Below are 20,649 nucleotides of genomic sequence, written 5' to 3' on the forward strand. Positions count from 1 at the left end.
TTAGAAAAATGAACACACATTTTTCTAAAAGTTATGAAAAAACTAATCAATTTTCAATTTATCAACAGTTAACCCCGTTTGCTACGCTCAAAATCATACAGCCCAGTTTCCAGCCTTGATAAAGTAAAAACCGTATTTTTATCTATTCGTTTGATTCCTGACTTCTTTTAGCAGCCCGTTCTGCTCTTCTTGCAGCCCGGCGTGCTTCCGCTTCCGGATCTTTCACACGTTCTTTCTTTTCTCTGACAGGGCGACTTTCTGCTGTTACAGACATTTCGCTTTTTTCAAGTTTTTCCCGCAGCTTTTCTTCCTGTCCAGCTAGCCGTGCATAATTATAGAATCTTGTCTTGGCGTCATTAACCGTTTTTTCAAAGAGCTTACCAGCATATTCAGCTTGTGTCGCTTCTAAAGCCGAGAATCTAACTTGCTTGCGCATAAAGTCTTTCATCTCATCAAATACTGGTTTTTTGAAGTCCAAGGTCATCGGAAGTTTGCCTTTTTCTCTTAACTCAGGGTTATAGCGGTAAAGCGACCAGTATCCTGACTGGACAGCTTCTTTTGCTTCTTGAAGCGTCTGACTCATCCCGCCTTTTAAACCGTGAGCAATACAAGGAGTATATGCAATGATAATTGATGGTCCAGGGAATTTTTCTGCCTCTTCAAATGCTTTAATTGTTTGCATTTGATTAGCTCCAGAGGCTATTTGAGCAACATATACATTTCCGTACGTCATCGCCATCATCCCAAGGTCTTTCTTGGATACATATTTCCCGCTGGCTGAAAACTTCGCAATAGCTGAAGCTGGAGTTGCTTTCGATGTCTGACCACCAGTATTAGAGTAAACCTCATTATCCAACACCAGCATATTCACATCCGCTCCGCTGGCCAGTACATGATCGATACCTCCATAACCTATATCATAAGCCCAGCCGTCGCCGCCAATCATCCATTGACTAGGTTTGGCAAAAAGATCATTGTCTTGATACACCGCTTCAAGCAGCGGCTGTCCAGATTTTTCATTTTCTAAAGCTGCTTTTAACTTAGCTGCCCGTTGCTGTGTACCATCGCTGTCATGAAGATGAATCTGCCAGTCTTTCATTAATGCCTGCAGTTCTTCTGAAGCAGCAGACATACCTTCATCCATTTTTTCAGCTAGGTATTCCCGTCTTGTCTGATTTGCCAAAAACATTCCATAGCCAAACTCCGCATTGTCTTCCAATAGGGAATTCGACCAGGCAGGTCCTTGTCCTTGATCATTGGTTGTGTATGGTGCCACTGGTGCAGCAGCACCCCAGATAGAGGAACAGCCTGTTGCATTAGCTATCATCATACGGTCGCCAAACATTTGCGTCAGCAGCTTTACATAAGGCGTTTCGCCACAGCCTGAGCAGGCACCGGAAAATTCAAGTAACGGCTTGTTGAACTGAGAGCCTAGAACCGTATTGGCTTTTGCAGGGTTTTCCTTTTGTCTCAAGGTCATTGAGAAGGCCCAGTTCATTGCTTGTTCTTTTTGTTCATTGTATGGCTTCATCACAAGCGCTTTTCCTTTTGCCGGACACGCTTCTACACATAGTCCACAGCCGGTACAGTCTTCGATAGAAACCTGAATACGATATTTCAAGCCGTCTGCGCCGCGCATTTCTCTGACAATGTAGCCTGCTGGTGCTTCCGTCATTTCTTCATCATCAGCTAAGAAAGGACGAATTGCCGCATGAGGACAAACAAAGGAACACTCATTACACATTGTACAGCGGTCGCTAATCCATTCCGGAACTTCCAGAGCAACGCCCCGTTTTTCTACAGCAGTTGTTCCTAACGGCATTCGGCCATCCACCATGCCGTTATCAATCAATGTTCCGACAGAGAGCGCATTCCCCTCTTGTCGATTAATCGGTTCAACGATTTCTCTTACATATTTTGAAACGGTCAAATCAGTTTTTTCTGTACTTAGTTCACAGTCTTTCCAAGCCATTGGAACATCCACTTTATGAAGCAGTTCTACTGTTCGGTCGATTGCCTGAATATTTTTTTCAACGACTGCCATTGATTTATGCCCATAACTCTTCAAGGCTTCATCTTTTAGTATTGGTAAAACCTCTTCAAAAGGAATAATGTTTGCCAACTTAAAGAAGGCTGTTTCCATAACAGTATTGATTCTGCCGCCTAGTCCTACTTCACTAGCTAGCTTTACAGCATTAATTGTATAGAACTGAATATCATTTTCAGCAATATATTTTTTTAGCTTATTTGGCAAAAATCGTTCCAGCTGTTCGTCACTCCAAATAGAGTTCAGCAGGAAGGTCCCACCCTTTTTCAAGCCTTTCAGCAAGTCATACGTATGCAGATATGCAGCTGTATGGCAGGCAATAAAGTCTGCATTTTCAATCAGATAAGTGGAACGAATCGGTGTTTCTCCAAAACGTAAATGGGAGACAGTCAGCCCACCTGATTTTTTAGAATCGTAATGAAAATAGCCCTGTGCAAATTTATCCGTATGATTACCAATAATTTTAATAGCGGATTTATTCGCTCCAACTGTTCCATCTGATCCAAATCCCCAGAACTTAGCCTGATAGGTTTTTGGGTTAGTTAAGTCTAGTGACTCTCCTGAATCAAGAGATGTATTTGTGACATCATCGACAATTCCCAAAGTAAAACGGGTATTTCTTTCATTTTTTTCTTTTAATAGCTCGTCATAAACAGCAATAATCTGGTTAGGCAAAACATCTTTCGAGCCCAATCCATAGCGCCCGCCGATTACAGCAGGACGGCTGTCACTTTCATAAAGCGCACTCTGAACATCAAGCAGCAGCGGTTCACCGCCGGCACCAGCTTCCTTTGTTCGGTCAAGCACAGCTACTGATTTTACTGTTTTAGGCAGCTTCTCTAAAAACGTCTCAAGAGGAAACGGCCGGAATAAATGAATATTTAAGAAACCGACTTTTCGGCCAGCCGCTGTTAAATAATCTACAGTCTGCTCAATTGTCTGAGCAACAGAACCCATCGATACAATAATTTCTTCTGCGTCCTCTGCACCATAATAAGTAACCAAATCATAATTGGTTCCACGCAGCTTATTGATTTCTTTCATATAATTTCTGACAATAGCCGGGAGCTGCTCATAATATTGATTCACTGTTTCCCGCTGTTGAAAATGGATATCCGGATTTTGATTTGTTCCGCTAACTGAAGGATGGTTGGGATTCATACTTCTCTCTCTGAAATCCTGTAAGGCATCCTCGTTTAGCAGCGGTAGCAGTTCGTCATATTCCAGCACTTCAATTTTTTGAATTTCATGACTCGTTCTAAATCCATCAAAGAAGTTCATGAATGGTATTTTGGATTCCAATGATGCCAAATGCGCCACTGGAGATAAATCCATCACTTCCTGAACACTACTCTCACAAAGCATAGCAAAGCCAGTCTGACGGGCTGCCATCACATCTCCATGATCACCAAAAATATTTAATGCACCTGTTGTAACTGCTCTACTGGCAACATGAAAAACAGTCGGCAGCAGTTCACCGGCAATTTTATACATATTAGGAATCATCAATAGTAGTCCTTGCGATGCTGTATAAGTAGTAGTCAAGGCTCCTGTTTTTAATGAGCCGTGAACAACACCGGCAGCTCCAGCTTCTGACTGCATTTCAACAATTTTAACTGGTTGCCCAAACAAATTTTTTCGACCTTCAGCAGACCACTGATCCACCAGTTCAGCCATCGTTGAGCTTGGTGTAATTGGATAAATTGCTGCAAGCTCTGTAAACGCATAGGAGATATAAGCAGCTGCTGTGTTTCCGTCCATTGTTTTCATTTTACGCATTTAATTTCATCATCCTTCTATTTCAAAAAATAATTTCATCATTTATACATACCAGTTTATTATAACGGATACTTGAAGGTATTGAAACATTTTATAGATTTTTTCACAAACTTACAATAATTTATTATTTCTTTTTCCTCTGTTTCCTTCATAGACTGCCATATAATGCATAAAAGTCTTATTTTTTTCTGCTGACATACTATAGTTTTTACGATCAGCATTTGAAAAAATTGTGAAAAAAATAGTTATTTCTTCATCGGAAGAGTGTTTAGAATGGCATAAAAAAAGAACTATGCAATACAACGGCTGCATAGTTCTTCAATAGATATTAATACAATTCCAAATATTGTTCTCTTTCCCACTCAGAAACGGTCTGACGGAAGGCTGCCCATTCCATACGTTTTGCTTCAACAAAGTTTGCAAAGATATGTTCGCCCAAGGCATCTCTCATCACTTCATTTTTACGAAGCTCTTTAATTGCATTGTGGATTGTAGAAGGCAAGTCTTCAATTTGTGCTTCTTTTCGTTCTTCTTCATTCATAATGTAGATATTGCGGTCTACAGCGTTTGGCGGCGTTAGTTCATTCCTGATGCCGTCCAGTCCTGCTTGAAGCAGCACAGCCATAGCTAGATAAGGGTTAGCCGAAGGATCAACCGAGCGCAGCTCCAAACGAGTAGATAAGCCTCTTGATTCAGGTACACGAACTAGGGGCGATCTGTTTCTACCACTCCAGGCAACGTATACAGGTGCCTCATAGCCTGGAACCAAACGTTTGTATGAGTTTACTGTTGGATTGCACACAGCCGTATATGCACGAGCATGTTTCAGCAAGCCACCAAGAAAATGATAAGCAGTTTGGCTCAGCTGCATTGGTCCTTCTTCATCAAAAAAGGCATTTCCAGCTTCAGTAAATAATGACATGTTACAGTGCATGCCTGATCCATTGATCCCGAACAACGGCTTAGGCATGAAGGTTGCATGTAGTCCATGTTTTCTGGCAATTGTTTTTACAACCAATTTAAAGGTTTGAATATTGTCACAAGCTTCAATCACATCCGCATACTTGAAGTCAATTTCGTGCTGACCTGGAGCCACTTCATGGTGAGAAGCTTCGACTTCAAAGCCCAGACTTTCTAATTCCAAGACAATATCACGACGGCAGTTTTCACCTAAATCAGTAGGTGCAAAGTCAAAGTAACCACCTTTATCATTCAGGTCTGTTGTAATTTCCCCATCTTCATCAAGCTTGAATAAGAAGAATTCCGGCTCTGGTCCTAAGTTGAATGAAGAAAAACCAAGCTCCTTCATATCTGTCAAAGCCCGTTTTAAATTCCCACGAGGGTCGCCTGCAAAAGGTTCGCCATTTGGATTATAAATATCACAAATTAAACGAGCAACTTTCCCATGATCACTTTCCCATGGAAAAATCATCCATGTCGATAAATCAGGATACAAGTACATATCGCTTTCTTCAATACGTACAAAGCCTTCAATTGATGATCCGTCAAACATCATTTTGTTGCTTAATACCTTTTCCAACTGACTGACAGGTACCTCAACATTTTTAATCGTTCCCATAATATCCGTAAACATTAATCGTAAAAAACGGACATTCTCTTCCTCGGCAATTCGTTTGATATCATCCACACTGTTTTCTTTTCTTGTCATAAGTTCCCTTCACGTCCTTCATTTTTTTATCCGAAATTATAGTTTTGGTCCTTGCGATTGGAATGGATTCTGTTGAGCAAGTCCTCCCTGAGAAAGAATTTCATCGTATAGAATTTTCCGGACATCTTCATCAGTTAAAGGCCTGCCGGAATTTTTGCCGTTTTTCTGTTCCTCTAGCTTCATTGTGTATACCCGTTTGATTCCTGCCATATTTAGACCATCTGAAAGATAATCCTTTATCTCAAGCAGTGTATCAATATCATTCAATGAATACATTCGGCGATTGCCATCACTTCTTTCCGGATGAATCAGGTCCTGTTCCTCATAATACCGAATTTGACGTGCTGATAAATCAGTTAATTTCATAACTGTACCAATCGGAAAAACTGACATTGATCTCCTCAGTTCCTTTTCTCTCATATCCACCCCCCTCTCTTAGTTGGTAATAGAATAACAGCACTTTTTTCTCTTGTCAACGATTAATGTTAGGTTTCCTCACATTAATTATTTTTCGTTCGGTTTTAACGGTTTTTTCTTGTCTGGAAGCTGCTTTATCTTTTAAGCCGCTCTTTTCCGTTGTTTGTTTTTATTAAACTATTAAAATTAGGCTGTCTTGAATAGATCATTAGTCGAAACCTTAGACAGCTTTTACAAAAAACAGCAGAAGAATAATTGAAAAAAAACCAACTATCTCCTGCTGCTTGTAAAAATTTAAAAAATCCACTTAAACAAATTTATTGTTTTTTTGAATAAAAAACTTCATTTACTGCGTTAGAAACTGCAATTTTCACATGCTCTAAGGTAAGCCCCCCTTGTACATATAAGATATAAGGTGCCCGAATAGGACCATCAGCACTCAGCTCCATGCTTGCCCCCTGGACAAAGGTTCCTGCTGCCATGATAATATCATCTTCGTATCCCGGCATATAAGCAGGAATAGGAGTAACAAACGCATCGATTGGTGAAAATTTTTGAATTGCCTGACAGAAAGCTATCATCGCATCCTTATTTTTTAGTTCTACCATTTGAATTAGATCCGTCCGTTCATCATTCCATTTTGGCGTTGATTCCACACCGAACGATTCCAATAACGCCGCGGTGAAAACAGCTCCCTGGATTGCCTGACTAACCACATGAGGAGCAAGGAAAAAGCCCTGTAGCATATCATAGACAGCATAGAGCATGGCACCACCCTCACTCCCTACCCCAGGCGTCGTTAAACGATAGGCACAACGCTCTACCAATTCTGCCTTTCCTGCTAAATAGCCTCCAGTTTTAGCGATGCCTCCCCCAGGATTTTTAATCAATGAACCTGCCATAATATCCGCACCAACTTGAGTGGGCTCTAGTTCCTCTGCAAATTCGCCATAACAATTATCAACAAAAACTACTATATCGGGAGCAATAGCTCGAACTCTTTCAATCATTTCCTTGATAGCCTCAATCGTAAAAGAGGGTCTTGCTGCGTATCCTCTGGAGCGTTGAATTGCAATCATTTTGGTTTTCGCTGTTATTTTTCCTGCCAAGCTCTGAAAATCAACTGTACCATCCGCTAATAAATCAATTTGATCATAGCCAATATTATACTCTTTCATTGAGCCGATTCCATTGCCAGTAAGACCAATAACTTCCAGCAGTGTGTCATATGGTGTTCCTGTAATATACAGCAACTCATCTCCAGGTCGCAAAATGCCAAATAATGCTGTTGCTATTGCATGGGTACCGGAAATAATCTGTGGACGAACTAGTGCTTGTTCTGCACCAAAAACCTCCGCATATACATTTTCCAGAGCCGTTCTGCCCAAATCATCGTAACCATAGCCTGTCACCGGCTGAAAATGTACTTCTGATATTTGCTGGTTTCTAAAGGCTGTCAGCACCTTCGCCTGATTTGACAACGCAGTTTGCTGCAGCTTTTTTATCCGAGGTTCAATCTGCTGAGTTACTTCAGCTATTTTTTGAACTAGTTCGGGATGAAATTGTTCTGTCCAGCTCATTCTTCATTTCTCCTAACCCATTTTGATTCTTTTTTCGCAAAGCCGCGCACTAAATAGCTGTTTTGATCTTCCAAAAATTCTTCTGAAAATAAGATTGTCTGTCTTTTTAACGCGCTTAGCTCATGGCCTTGATCCGCACTTACTTCAAACTCATAAGGCACCAGCAGCTCCATCATTTTTTCGCGGATTCTATTAATCAGTTTTTCTTTATCCTGACTATTCTTAGCAGAAATCAACACGTTAGGGAACAAAGTTGGTACGAACTCATCCGTCTGCAGCAAATCACTCTTATTATAAATTGTTAAAACAGGAATTTTTCCCAAATCCAGTTCTGTTATTAGCTTTGTTACCGTTTGCTCATGCTGCGGTCGATTTTCAGCACTGGCATCCACTACATGAAGAAGCAAATCCATTTCTCTACTTTCCTCAAGCGTCGAGTGAAATGCTTCAATCAGCTGTGTCGGCAAGTCTTGAATAAAACCTACTGTATCCGTAATTGTAACAACCATCCCGTTAGGCAGCTGCCATTTCTTTGTTAAAGGATCGAGCGTTGCAAAAAGCTGGTCTTCTGAATATGTTTTAGCTGCTGTCAATAAATTAATAATTGTAGATTTTCCCGCGTTTGTATAACCAATCAAGCCGATTTGAAATACATCTGCATTTTGTCTTTTCTGTCTGCTTCGTTCTCTGTGCGCAGCAACCTCTTTCAGCTCTCTTCTGATTGCCGTCAGCTTATTTCTAATATGGCGTCTGTCTGATTCCAGCTTGGTTTCTCCCGGTCCTCTAGTACCGATTCCTCCGCCTAAACGGGAAAGATGCTTGCCTTGACCAATTAGTCTAGGCAACAGATAGTTCAACTGTGCCAGCTCTACCTGTAATTTACCTTCTCTGGAACGAGCCCGCAGAGCAAAAATATCTAAAATCAGCTGTACTCTATCAATTACACGAATACCTAATGCCTCACCAATCAGCTGATTTTGTCTAGGTGTTAGTTCATGATTAAAAATAACTAAATCCGCCTCATAGGCATCTGAAAAATTAATTAATTCTTCCAGCTTGCCCTTGCCAATCACTGTCTGACGGTCAATTTTTTGCCTTTTTTGTGTTAAGCAAAAGACAACTTCCCCTTGTGCCGTTTCAGTCAATTTTTTTAATTCCTGCATGGAATAATCAAACTGTTTTGTATTATCATCTGTTTCTACGCCGACCAGAATCACTTTTTCTTTACTACTCTCCATTTCTACTACCTTCTCTCCTGCTTCAGCCACTTTTCGATTGTACTGTCCAGTTCAGCCAAGCTATCGGGTTGCTGAATAAGATTAATCCAATTTGCCTGCATCCGGTTCCTAAACCACGTCAGCTGACGCTTAGCATAGCGTCTGGAATTTTGCTTGACTTGCTCAACTGCCTCTTCCAAACTAATTTTTCCTTGAAAATACGGAAAAAACTCTTTATAGCCAATTCCTTGTGCCGCCTGCATTTCCAGATTTTCATAAGTATATTCTGCTTCTTCCAACAAACCCTGTTTCAGCATTTCATCCACTCTTTGATTGATTCGCTGATACAAAAGTTCCCGTTCCGTTTCCAGACCGACCAGGAAATAATCATAAAGCTGCTGCGGCTGTTCTTTGGGCCGCATAATACTATAGCCTGTCAAATCAAAGACTTCCAGCGCTCGGATAACTTTCTTGCGGTTATTAAAATGAATTGCTGCTGCTGCCAACGAATCTTTCTCTTGAAGCTGCTGCCAAAGCGCTTCATTTCCATTCTGCTCCGCATAGCAGTTATACTCCTCACGCAGCTTTAGTGATTCATCTTCTTTTTTTCCGCCAAGCTGGAAGTCATAAAGCAAAGATTGAATATAAAGACCTGTTCCACCGACCACAATCGGCAGCTTGCCTCTACCATTGATTGCTTCGATGCACCCTCGGGCTTCACGTTGAAAATCAGCTGCTGAATACGAATCTGTAATATCCCGACAGTCAATCAGATAATGGGAAATGTCTTCCATCTCCCTTTTTGTTACTTTAGCTGTACCAATATCTAATTTTCTATAAACCTGCATGGAATCTCCGCTAATGATTTCCCCATCAAATTTTTTTGCCATATGTATACTTAATGCCGTTTTCCCAACTGCTGTTGGTCCAACAATGACTAATACTTTTTTCATTCCCAAATCATTCACCCATTAATAAATTATTATGCTTCCGTGATTTTATACTGTTCATTCTATCATTCCAAATTGCTCCTATCAAATGAAAGTACAAAAGGGCGGACATATCGATTACATGTCCACCCCTCATTTTCACAAATTGTTTAAACACCGTTTATCCATCATTTTATGACGACAAATTTAAGCATCCGCTTCTATACGAATCGTAAAATTACCTGTTCCGCGAGTTAGATGCGGACTATAAAACGGATCATGATCAATATATGTCTGCCATTTTTTCTGAAGGAGTTTCTTTTCACCTTCAAAACGCTGCAGTTTCTCTGGTGTTGTTTCATAGCCTCTGGATTTTGATTCAAAATGGTAGAGTTCAGCCTGATGCGCCCAAACATTATATCTTCCAAGCTCATAGACCTTCATACATAAATCAACGTCATTAAACGCCACTGTGAATTCCTCATCAAAACCACCGACTGCCTCAAAATCTGCCTTTTTCAATAAGACGCAAGCAGCTGTTACTGCCAGATAATCTACATCTAGGTAAAGCTGACCAAAATAGCCGATATCGCCGTTAGGGAAGTAGTGATGTCCGTGGCCGGCAACATTTCCCAGTCCCATAATGACACCTGCATGCTGAATTGTTTTATCTGGATAATAGAGTTTTGCTCCAACACAGCCTACACGGTCAAACTGAGCATAAGAAACCATCCTAGTCATCCAGTCCTCAGCAATAACTTGTGTATCATTATTTAAAAATAATACGTATTTTCCATTTGAATTTGCGGCAGCAATATTATTGATTTTTGAATAATTGAAGGGAATATTAATTTCTTCAACAATAAATCTTTCACCCAGCTTATTTTTATACCCTTTATAAAGTTCATCCATTTTCGGGTCATCACTCTCATTGTCAGCAATGACAATTTCATAATTAGGATAAGTTGTTTTCTCAATAATCGAATCCACACAAGTTTTTACATCATCATATCCATTTCTGGTCGGAATAATGATACTAACCAATTCTTCATCGATTACTTCATAAGCAACATCATAAAATCCCGGAGCAATTCCCGGTTGAATTGTTCCATTTAACTTACGCCGAGACAAAGCATCCCTCAATGCTTTTAAGCCGCCGTCACTTGCGTAATCCTTCTCCTTTTGAGACAACGCAGTAGAACCTGGGAGCACACGCCAATGGTATAAAACTTTTGGAATGTGCTTTATATGCGATTCAGGAATAATTTCAGTGAATCGCAAAACCAAATCATAATCCTGCGCACCTTCGACACCTTCTCTAAAGCCGCCGATTTCCTTTAGAATTTTGGTTCTAAACACACTTAAATGGGAGATGTAATTTGTCCCCATTAGTAAATCAGGTGACCATTCAGGTTTAAAATGAGGCTCAAATCTTGCTCCCTCTTGATCGATTTTATCTTCATCACTATAAATTAAATCTACATCAGGCTGATTGTTTATTTCTTTAACAATCTCAAAAATTGCATTGACAGACAGCTCATCATCGTTATCCAGCAGCGCAACGAATTCGCCAGTTGCCAGATTCAGTGCATCATTACTAGCTACGCTTATATGACCATTTTCAGATCGAAATACAGCTTTAATTCGAGGGTCTTTTTCTGAAAAGCTCTCTATTATCTTCTTAATTTCAGGATTAGTTGATGCATCGTCGCAAATACATAATTCAATGTTTCTATATACCTGATTTTGGACAGATTCAATGCAGCGAACCAACCATTTCGGCTCAACATTATATACAGGCATAATAATAGAGACAAGTGGTTGATCAGTTAAACTGGGTAACGCTTTTTCCCAATCACGAATCGTTTCTGTTTCATTTTGAGTCATCCACGCTCTATACTCGTCACCATTGATAAATTTCTCTAATTTATAGCGTCTAATTGTACTGCTAATTCCGTTACGCTTTAAGTACCCTAACCCTTTTCTAACCTTACCCAGCCTTAGCTGTAAAGGAGTTTCAGTCCCCTTTTCAACAGGATATTTCTTTTTCAGATTAACAGTATATGAGGTAGCCGCATTTGCCGTTTTAAAGTTAAAAACTACTTTTCCAGAAGGACTTTTAGGTTTAACAACAAATTCAAAACCGACGTTCATTTCATTAGGCAAATCAAAAAGAACATTAACATCCATTCGATAAAATTGACTAATTGTAACCTCTGCATTTATCTCATTCTGAGCGGTTATTTTAGGCGTCTCTTTACAACTTTCATCAAATGCCCAGCCTTTGACTGTAACTGTGTTGTCCTGTCCATTTCTGACAATGCTGTCTACTGTAACTGTTAAGTTCTTATCCATTTTTCCCTCCAGGTTTACAATGAGATTGAGTTCTTATACGGATCGTCTAATTGCTGTTCTGACCAGTTTAATCCCAGTTTTTCTATTTGCTCTCTTGAAACATCAATATCCATATGGTCTGATTCTTTAAGTCTGGCATAAGACGTATAAACGATATCTTTCCCTAAGTTTTGACGGATTTTCAAACTTAAATCCACACCTATCAGTTGGCTTCCCAATTCTTCAGAAAGCCCGCCAACTGAATCAAAATCAGCTCTTCTGAAAATCATACAATCTTCTGTCGCTGCATATATACCCCTTGGCAATGCAGCACGGTAATAATAACCCAGATTAGTTTCAGGGTTCCCACGTTCAGGATAGATTAATTTCATTTTATCTAGATCGATAGAAACACCAATATTCGCAATCATGTTGCCAGTAGAAGAAAGTTTTCCACAGACCGCGCCTGATTCTGATTGTCTACCATAGTTCATCAGCTCTGTTAGCCATGAGCCAGAAGTTGGCGCCAGTTTTTCATTCAGTAGTAAAACAAACTCCCCATCAGATTGTTTGATTCGTTCATTAATATCTCCATCGACAAATCTTAAGCGGCTATCGTTAATTGTAACTTTCACTTTAGATGATGTTGAAATGATAACTTCAAAATTAGCATAATAGGTTTTGCTTAATAATGTTGCTAAATTATCGTTTAAGTGTTTGCTGTCATGAACTAGTACGATTGAAACTTTTGGCTGATCCTCATATACAAAATCAGTTTTGTAGCAGCCATAAAATTCTGCGATTTTTACGTTAGCTTTAATACCCCGCCGAGAAAAGGCTGCTTCTAATGCTTTTTTACCAGCTGTATAGGCATAATCCTTACTTTCAGGATTTAAGGCAGTAGATGTTTCGATAGCACGCCAATGATACAAGATCCCTTCAATATGATGGATACTGCTTGCAGCTTCTGTAGCCCGCAGCACAAAATCATAATCCTGACTGCCATTATACTCCGTACGCAACCCGCCTACTCTATCTAGCAATTCACGTTTTAAAACCACAAAATGAGTGATGTAGTTATGTTGTAAAATTAATTGCTGATTCCAGTTTGGTTTGAAAAAAGCATCAAATCGTTTGCCTTCAGCAGTTACCTTATCTTCATCTGTATAAAAGAAATCTATTTTTGGATTCTTATTTAAAGCCTTAGCAATTTCATATAATGCATTTGGAGCTAACTCATCATCATTATCCATAAATCCGACATAATCACCTGTCGCAATTTCTAACGCTGAATTAGTAGCTTCAGAAATATGGCCATTCTTCTCACGGAAGATTAGTTTGATACGTTCATCTTCTGCTGCATATTTTTCCAGCAGAGGACGAATATGCTCTTTCGGTGAAGCATCATCCGCTAAACACAATTCCCAATTTTCATAGAACTGATCCTTAAGAGAACCCACACAAGCTGCCAGCCACTTTTCTTCCACATTATAAACTGGAACAGCAACAGATATTTTCGGCTGATAATCAAAGCTGCTTATTTCAGCTTTAATCTGATCTACATCATACTGCTCATGCTCTTCAACCCAGTGCTCATAAATATTTTGCTGACTCTTTCGATTTAATAACCAGTTAACAGAGCCCTTCAAGCCTTTTCTTTTCACCGCACCTAAAACACGGCGCAGCTTTGAAGGTACTCTTGGCGGATAATAGATACCGATATGGCGATTGATTGTAACCTTACAAACTCTTCCAGAAGCAGTCGTAATAATAAAATTAAAGAACTGCTCCAGCTCATAATCTGCCACTTCGATTTCGAAACCATATTTTTCTTCTTTCGGAAATCCAAATCCTTCATTGATTTCCTTCCGATACACTCTTTTTACTTTAAAATAAGGAGCACTATCAGTTGTCAACTGGAAATTCAACGGTTTCTTATCATCATTCGAAACACCCCAGCCTCTGATAAAGCTAGTATTGCTATCTTCATTACGAGTGACCTCATCGATATTCAGAGCGAGTGTCTGATTCAGTTCGTCTACTGGTGTACGCGGGAAGTTTTCTTCCCCTTTCCTATCAGCAGGTATCCATTCATCACTCTTTACTAGTTCGTAATATCGATCAGCTATTAACTGTTTTTCTTCCTGAATTTTACGAATAGATGCCATCATATCATTTATTTCCAATAAAAACTGTCCTTGAAAAATGTAATCAAAGTTAAGAACAACAGATTTTCCAGCAATTTCATCATGGTCAATTTTTATATAGGCAGGAAAAATATTTGAAAAGACAAATTTTTCCTTTTCATAAAATACCGCACTTGTCTCAAAACGATGAACTTGTTCACCTTCAACATCTATAAAGAAACGTAAGATTCCACCAATATTTTCAGGAAACGGCCAAATAGTTAGACTTTTCACCTCTTTAGCAATATCGGTAAAATAGTTGCGGTTTTCCCCTGTAAAGGTATTTAATACAACAATCTCTTCTTCTTCATAATCGCCGTAATCATAAACCAGTTTTACTCTCTTATAGTAATTTGAATTGTCTGGCGTTATTCTGACTGGCGCTTCAACAGGATGTTGTTTTAACGCGTAGAAATACTGATAAACTTCTCCAAAGGGCCGCTTTCTAAAGGCATCGTGGACCTCAATCGGCAGGTCTTCGTAATGAGCATCAATCTCATTATTTCCTACTTCATTGATTGTAAAATCTTCTTTATTAATATATAGTCCTAGAGAATCGAACACTTTCTCAAAACCGGATTGTGTATAGAATGTTTTATGTGTTGCGTCCAACAATCCATATTCTGTCCATTCAAGCTTATTGTTAAACAAATTAATTAGTACAGAATTATGCGCCAGGTTAGGAAATGTAATCAGAATTTCCCCTTCTGGGTTTAAAAATCCTTTGACAATCTCTAATGTTTTGACAGGGTTTAAGAGATGCTCTAATACATCAGCAAAAATGATGTAGTCAAAAGTCTTGCCTTCGAAGTGCTTTACCCAAGTATACTCTTCAATATTTCCATAAAAAGAATCATCAGCAAAAGTACTTACATGATCAAATAGTTCCTTATCCAGTTCAACAATAGAAACATTACAGTTTTTGGCCTTCTGCAGATATTCTGTCATTCTGCCATTTCCTGGACCAAACTCTAACACACGACTGTTTTCATTGATATATGCAGCTATCTTGCCAACACTTGTGCTTTCATCTAAATCCATTTCAAAATCATACTTCATTTCATGGTATCCTTCCATTCATGATCTAGTATCACAATGCCCTCGCCTGTGTACTGTCCGCTGATGAACATTTTTAAGTATTTTGTTTTATACTCCAATGGTACTGTGGCATGTTCTTCAAAGAAAGCAATATCAAAATAATATTCGCCTGTCAGAAGAGACATTTTATTGTATTCAATATAAAAAACATTTTCTCCTGATTCCCAAGGAATTTCAATTTTATCTAACAGAGTATTTAAACCACAGACATAATGATTATCAACAGTCCGAATCGCTACACCACAAACTGGTTTACGGATATCGGCATTTTTAACAGTATAATTAATTTTTACAACTACTTTTTCATCTTGCTGAACGATATCAACTGGCTGTAAGGTTCCATCAAGTAGCTCAGCACTTGTCACTTCAACAATATCAGGTACCGTTTCTTCATTCTTCATTACTTTTTCAGCTTCAATTGTTTTAATTGATTTCTTCTTCAGAAAGTTTTCATAGTTGGAAGTAACTTCCATTGTATCTCCTTCTTCAACTACTTCCCCATTCTTGAGCCAGTACACCCTGTCGCAAAAACGTCTAACAGAGTTAATATCATGCGATACAAATAAAATTGTCTTGCCTGAGTTTTTAATTTCTGTAAATTTATCCATACACTTCAGTTGAAATTCCAAATCCCCAACAGCAAGTGCTTCATCGACAATCAGAATATCCGGATTAACGTTAATTGCCACTGCAAATGCTAAACGGACAAACATCCCACTGGAATAGGTTTTTACCGGCTGATACAAATGATCACCAATATCGGCAAAATTAATAATATCCTGCTCCATCTCACTGATTTCTTCTCTACTAAATCCTAAAACCATCCCATTCAGATAGATATTATCGTATCCTGAATATTCAGGATTAAAACCAGAACCCAGTTCCAGCAAAGCTGATATTTTCCCATCAATTTCTAAAGTGCCAGATGTGGGTGTTAGTACTCCTGTAATGATTTTTAGCATCGTTGATTTACCAGAACCATTTTCTCCGACAAATCCAATCATTTCACCTTTTTTCACATGAACGTTGACATCTTTCAATGCATAAAAAACATCATGATAGCTTCTTCTTCTGGGATCCAAAGCTTCTTTAAATCGGTCAGAAGGTTTTCCGTACATATTATATGTTTTTGTTAGATTATCTATTTGAATTGCATATTCTGACATATCGCTGTCTCCTTAAATTCTTTTCTATTATAATACATCTGAAAAATGAGGTCTTAGTCGTTTAAATACAACTGCTCCAAGCAGCAATAGTACAAGCGTAAAACCCCAGAAATAAAGAGTCAGTGCCCAATGATCCCAAAACCAACCTTGACTCAAAAATGATTCCCTGTAGCCCTGCACAATGTAATACAATGGATTCAGTTTTAATAGTTGGACAATTCTAGGAGAAAACTGACTTGGCGACCATAATACAGGCAATGTCCACATGATTGTCTGCAAAAGAACCCCTATCAACTGCATGATATCTGGTAAGAAGGGTTGAATAGATGCAGTCAGCCAGGTAATTCCTGTAAGGAATGCACATAAACAAAATAGGTAGTATACAATTTGAAGTGTCTGCATTGTTGGGAAAAATCCGTGCAGAATACAAATATTTAACGTAATAAAAATAAAGAACAAGTGTGTATATAGATTGGACATCACCTTTGCTGTTGGCAATATTCGAATGTTGAATACAACCTTTTTCACTAAATAATTATAATCTCTAAACACACCAGTAGAAGAGGTTAATGAATCAGAAAAGAAAAACCACGGTACAATACCGGTTACAAGAAAAACAAGGAATGGGTATTTCCCATCTGTTAAACCAGCTTTTAATCCGAATCCAAAAACAAACCAATAAGTTAATACTGTTACCAACGGATTCACAAAAGCCCAAAAAATCCCAAAAAAAGAACCCGCATAACGTGATTTAAAATCATTAAAAGAAAATTGAATCGTCAATTTCTTATTTTGGTAAATATCTCTTATAAAACTTACTAACTCTTTCGTTGCTGTAATCATTTTTTTTCCTTTCTGCATCAAAGATATGTTATTTGTCGATTTACACTTTTATCTCAAAAAGTATTATATGCCATCTGGAGATAAGATGTATGTTGCTTTATAAAAATTTAATACTTATCTTCGAGGTCAACATGTCCATTTTACTGAAAAGAACTCTATAAATCAAGCTTCGACCAAAACTTGAAGTTTTCAGACCATGCGAAAAGAGTTTGAAATAAAATTCAAATTGAATCTATTTCAAACCCTTACTTTTAAGCTTCATTTATTTCTTTTTAGCTAATTAGACTAAAGTGATACTTTGCCTGCATTTATCGCACGAGTAATCCCATTTTTTGCATAAAGATACGCATGAACAGTAAACGAAGAAGCATTTTTATGATTTTGTTTATTTACAGTCACTTTATATGTGCCATTCGCCTGTTTTACAGCTGTATACCATTTTATATCTGATTGATTGCTTTTAGACCATACAGGTACCTGAATTTTATCAACTCCTGATTTTGAATTGGGAGTAACGATGACGTCAAAAGTACCTTTAGAACGATTAATATTAGTTGTGGCAACGTTCAAATCAGGCGTAGAGACAGTAAACGTATCGGTTCCAATTGCCTTCTTCGATCCATTCTTTAAGTTGACATAAGTATGAACATTATAGACTCCAGCAGTTTTATGTCTGCTTATTGGAATGTTTACTGAATATGAGCCGTCTGACTGTTTTGTGCCAGTGTACCATACTAAATCATCTTGACCGCCAGCCTGGCTCCATGTCGCAAAATAAACGGTTGCCGGCGTACCATACCCGCCCATATTCACTTTTGCTTTTGCAGTATATGAAGTTTCATTGCCGCTGCTGTCTTTAATTTCAGTAGTGCCGGAGACTGGCTCTAATGAAACATTAACTGTCCCTACAGATACAGCTGCACGAATCCCGTTACCTGCATCTACGTATGCATGAACAGTATATGTGCCATTATTAAATTGATGATTTGCAACATCAGCCACTACTTTGTATGTGTTATCTGACTGCTTTTCAGCTGTGTACCATTTTAAATCCTTTTGTCCAGGCTGGCTCCAAATAGGAACCTGAATTTTACTTATCCCAGATTTAGAGGATGAATTTATGCTAACACTGAATGTCCCTTTAGCAGCATTCTTTGTATCAACAGTTGCAGAAACTCCTGGTGTCGAAACCGTAAATGTTCCTGAAGTAATGTTTTTCATAGAGTTGTTTTTTAAACGCGCATACGTATGGACACTGTATATCCCAGCCGTTTTATGTCTTTTAATATCAAAATTGGCAGTATAGGTACCATCTGCTTGTTTTGCCGCAGTATACCAAACTAAATCATCCTGTCCATTTTGTTGACTCCAAACAGCAAACAAAATTGCTGAGGGGTCTCCATAAGCACCCATGTCAACAGAAGCAGTTCCTTTATAGGTCGTCTCTTTCCCATCTACATCTGCCACTGTAGTTATCCCATTAAGATTTCCAATCTCACTGACCGTTACTTCACCTAATGACTTAGCCACTCTAATACCATTATTCGTTGTCATATAGACATGAACTTTATAGTTCCCTACATTGTAATTATGATTACTGATTGTCGCACTCAGTTTGTAAGTTCCATCATTCTGCAGCTTCGCTGTATACCATTGAATATCTGATTGATTTGCTTGACTCCAGATAGGTACTTGAATTTCTTTTACACCTGAATTAGAAGACGGTTTTATAGTTACTTCAAATTTCCCCTTAGCAGCTGCCGCTACATCAACACTTGCTTCAAAGGAAGGCGGGGTAACCGAAAACGAATTACTACCAGTATTTATACTCTCAGTAGTCGCAAGCATTTGAACATAGGTATGAACCTGATACTTTCCACTAGTTTTATGTCTAGTAATATCAATATTTGCACTCCAAGTACCATCATTGTTCAGTTGACCTTCATACCAAATCAAGTCATCTTGACCGCCAGTGTCAGACCAAGCTGGAAAATAGACTCTATAAGGTGTATACCCTCCTGCACTAACAGAAGCAGTCGCTCTAAAGGTTGTTTCTGAGCCATTTGTATCATTAACAGTCGTTTGAGCAGTTACAGGGATACTTGGTTTCCACTGGTTGCCATTATTAGTAAACAAACCAGTATAGTCCGTATTCACATCAAATGGATGAGAAATACCTGGGAAATAAAAGTTGGATGACCACTGCCATGAAGAAAAATCACTGTTCCAGTTCTGAGATGCAGTTGGCGAATAAGGATATTGAGCTACCCAAATATTTCCTTTTCCAAAAAGACCTGTATTAAATAAACCTCCAGCTGTATCCAGCCAGCTTTGAGAAAGATAATAGGCAACTTTTGAATACCCTGCTGCATTCAATTTATTTTTAAACGCTGTCGTATTTGTATTTAAAGAAGCAATCCGCATAGTCGGCTCTTCAATATCCGAAACCATCACTGTATCCTTAGGTAAATTCAAAGATTGAGCTTTGCTAGCAAAGAAGGCTGCTTCATTCTGAGCACCGCTTGTCGTAGTATAGTGACTGTAATGATAGACAGATACCATCATTCCTGCTGCTTTTGCATTAGCTATTTGAGACTGAGCATACGGGTTAAAATAAGTAGTTCCTTCTGTTAATTTAACCACAACCCCTTTAACACCATAGGTCTTCATCATCTGGTACTGACTAGTTGTAATTGTGCCGTTGTGAGAAGAAATATCAATAAAGCTCAGAACGGGTCTATTTTTTTCACCAGCATAAACTGTATCGATTGTCGCTCGAGCCAGACTTCTTGCTGCTATAGCAAGGTCTGAACGACTACTAGGAGAAGGTTCTGTAAAACCATTTGGATCATTTACTTCCTCTTCAACATCACTTTCACTCATTTCAGCAACAGGAGCTTCCGATAGTTCCATTGAGGATTCAGTCGATGGCTCAGCTTCTTCTGACGACTGAGACTCCTGCACGCTGCTTCCTTCATTAAGTGGCGAAGGAAGCTCATCACTCAAAGAATTGTTTTCCTCAGGAATAGTTATTCCCGGTTCAGTATCTTCCGCAAAAGCATATGTCATTGGCAAAGCCACATTCATAAATAAGGCTAGACAACTAGCTGTAAAAAGTAATTTTTTCTTCATTAATTTAAAACTCCATTTTCTTTTTTTTAACCCGCTATTATTCAAACTTCATCTAAAACTTAAGTAAATTTGCATGTATAGTTTATCATTTTATTTAACAACTATTAAGTAAAAAACTATGTAGACACTTAATAGTAATCAAATAATCTTTTAATTGCAAGATAGATTATAACTTTTTAACTATTCCTTTAGCTTAAACAAGCTCTCAAAAAAATTTGCTCCTCTAATTATTTTAGAGTAAAATTGAAGCTA

The 20,649-nt window shown here is 38.5% G+C and carries 11 protein-coding genes; all 11 read right to left on the reverse strand.

Going from position 1 to position 20,649, the window contains the following annotated elements; all coding sequences use genetic code 11:
• Positions 1–142 precede the first annotated feature (142 nt).
• Positions 143–3,826, reverse strand: coding sequence for a pyruvate:ferredoxin (flavodoxin) oxidoreductase (gene nifJ, locus AC1Z3K_RS02180; protein ID WP_461731702.1), 3,684 nt, complete (start codon positions 3,824–3,826; stop codon positions 143–145).
• Positions 3,827–4,154: 328 nt separating this feature from the next.
• Positions 4,155–5,495, reverse strand: coding sequence for a type I glutamate--ammonia ligase (glnA, locus tag AC1Z3K_RS02185; protein WP_426082176.1), 1,341 nt, complete (start codon positions 5,493–5,495; stop codon positions 4,155–4,157).
• 36 nt (positions 5,496–5,531) lie between these two features.
• Positions 5,532–5,915: a MerR family transcriptional regulator gene (locus AC1Z3K_RS02190; RefSeq protein WP_426082177.1), complete on the reverse strand. Its 384-nt coding sequence runs from the start codon at positions 5,913–5,915 to the stop codon at positions 5,532–5,534.
• Between the two features lie 314 nt (positions 5,916–6,229).
• The gene (locus AC1Z3K_RS02195; RefSeq protein ID WP_461731703.1) at positions 6,230–7,492 is read right to left on the reverse strand and encodes a methionine gamma-lyase family protein; all 1,263 of its coding nucleotides are present in this window, start codon (positions 7,490–7,492) and stop codon (positions 6,230–6,232) included.
• Positions 7,489–8,730 carry a GTPase HflX gene (gene hflX, locus AC1Z3K_RS02200; protein WP_461731704.1) on the reverse strand — a complete coding sequence of 414 codons (1,242 nt, stop codon included), beginning with the start codon at positions 8,728–8,730 and terminating at the stop codon, positions 7,489–7,491. The genes AC1Z3K_RS02195 and hflX overlap by 4 nt, the downstream gene beginning before the upstream one ends.
• Before the next feature lie 5 nt (positions 8,731–8,735).
• The gene (gene miaA / locus AC1Z3K_RS02205; protein ID WP_461731705.1) at positions 8,736–9,662 is read right to left on the reverse strand and encodes a tRNA (adenosine(37)-N6)-dimethylallyltransferase MiaA; all 927 of its coding nucleotides are present in this window, start codon (positions 9,660–9,662) and stop codon (positions 8,736–8,738) included.
• Positions 9,663–9,845: 183 nt separating this feature from the next.
• Entirely contained in the window at positions 9,846–11,993 is a 2,148-nt protein-coding gene (locus AC1Z3K_RS02210) for a glycosyltransferase family 2 protein (protein WP_461731706.1), read from the reverse strand.
• 14 nt (positions 11,994–12,007) lie between these two features.
• Entirely contained in the window at positions 12,008–15,217 is a 3,210-nt protein-coding gene (locus AC1Z3K_RS02215; protein WP_461731707.1) for a glycosyltransferase, read from the reverse strand.
• On the reverse strand, positions 15,214–16,422 hold the full coding sequence (locus AC1Z3K_RS02220) for an ABC transporter ATP-binding protein (RefSeq protein ID WP_461731708.1): 1,209 nt from the start codon (positions 16,420–16,422) through the stop codon (positions 15,214–15,216). The genes AC1Z3K_RS02215 and AC1Z3K_RS02220 overlap by 4 nt, the downstream gene beginning before the upstream one ends.
• A 27-nt stretch (positions 16,423–16,449) precedes the next feature.
• Positions 16,450–17,265 carry an ABC transporter permease gene (locus tag AC1Z3K_RS02225; RefSeq protein WP_461731709.1) on the reverse strand — a complete coding sequence of 272 codons (816 nt, stop codon included), beginning with the start codon at positions 17,263–17,265 and terminating at the stop codon, positions 16,450–16,452.
• A 285-nt stretch (positions 17,266–17,550) separates the two neighbouring features.
• A complete protein-coding gene (locus AC1Z3K_RS02230) occupies positions 17,551–20,397 on the reverse strand; it encodes a GBS Bsp-like repeat-containing protein (protein WP_461731710.1) in 2,847 nt (948 codons plus the stop codon).
• Between the last annotated feature and the right edge of the window lie 252 nt (positions 20,398–20,649).

The organism is Enterococcus sp. LJL128 (genome assembly GCF_056924295.1).

What these genes read in the sequence shown, in the direction of transcription:
- AC1Z3K_RS02195 (WP_461731703.1), bottom strand. Translation starts at nt 7,492, where the DNA reads ATGAGCTGGACAGAACAATTTCATCCCGAACTAGTTCAAAAAATAGCT.
- AC1Z3K_RS02220 (WP_461731708.1), bottom strand. Translation starts at nt 16,422, where the DNA reads ATGTCAGAATATGCAATTCAAATAGATAATCTAACAAAAACATATAAT.
- AC1Z3K_RS02210 (WP_461731706.1), bottom strand. Translation starts at nt 11,993, where the DNA reads ATGGATAAGAACTTAACAGTTACAGTAGACAGCATTGTCAGAAATGGA.
- miaA (WP_461731705.1), bottom strand. Translation starts at nt 9,662, where the DNA reads ATGAAAAAAGTATTAGTCATTGTTGGACCAACAGCAGTTGGGAAAACG.
- glnA (WP_426082176.1), bottom strand. Translation starts at nt 5,495, where the DNA reads ATGACAAGAAAAGAAAACAGTGTGGATGATATCAAACGAATTGCCGAG.
- hflX (WP_461731704.1), bottom strand. Translation starts at nt 8,730, where the DNA reads ATGGAGAGTAGTAAAGAAAAAGTGATTCTGGTCGGCGTAGAAACAGAT.
- AC1Z3K_RS02225 (WP_461731709.1), bottom strand. Translation starts at nt 17,265, where the DNA reads ATGATTACAGCAACGAAAGAGTTAGTAAGTTTTATAAGAGATATTTAC.
- nifJ (WP_461731702.1), bottom strand. Translation starts at nt 3,826, where the DNA reads ATGCGTAAAATGAAAACAATGGACGGAAACACAGCAGCTGCTTATATC.
- AC1Z3K_RS02230 (WP_461731710.1), bottom strand. Translation starts at nt 20,397, where the DNA reads ATGAAGAAAAAATTACTTTTTACAGCTAGTTGTCTAGCCTTATTTATG.
- AC1Z3K_RS02190 (WP_426082177.1), bottom strand. Translation starts at nt 5,915, where the DNA reads ATGAGAGAAAAGGAACTGAGGAGATCAATGTCAGTTTTTCCGATTGGT.
- AC1Z3K_RS02215 (WP_461731707.1), bottom strand. Translation starts at nt 15,217, where the DNA reads ATGAAGTATGATTTTGAAATGGATTTAGATGAAAGCACAAGTGTTGGC.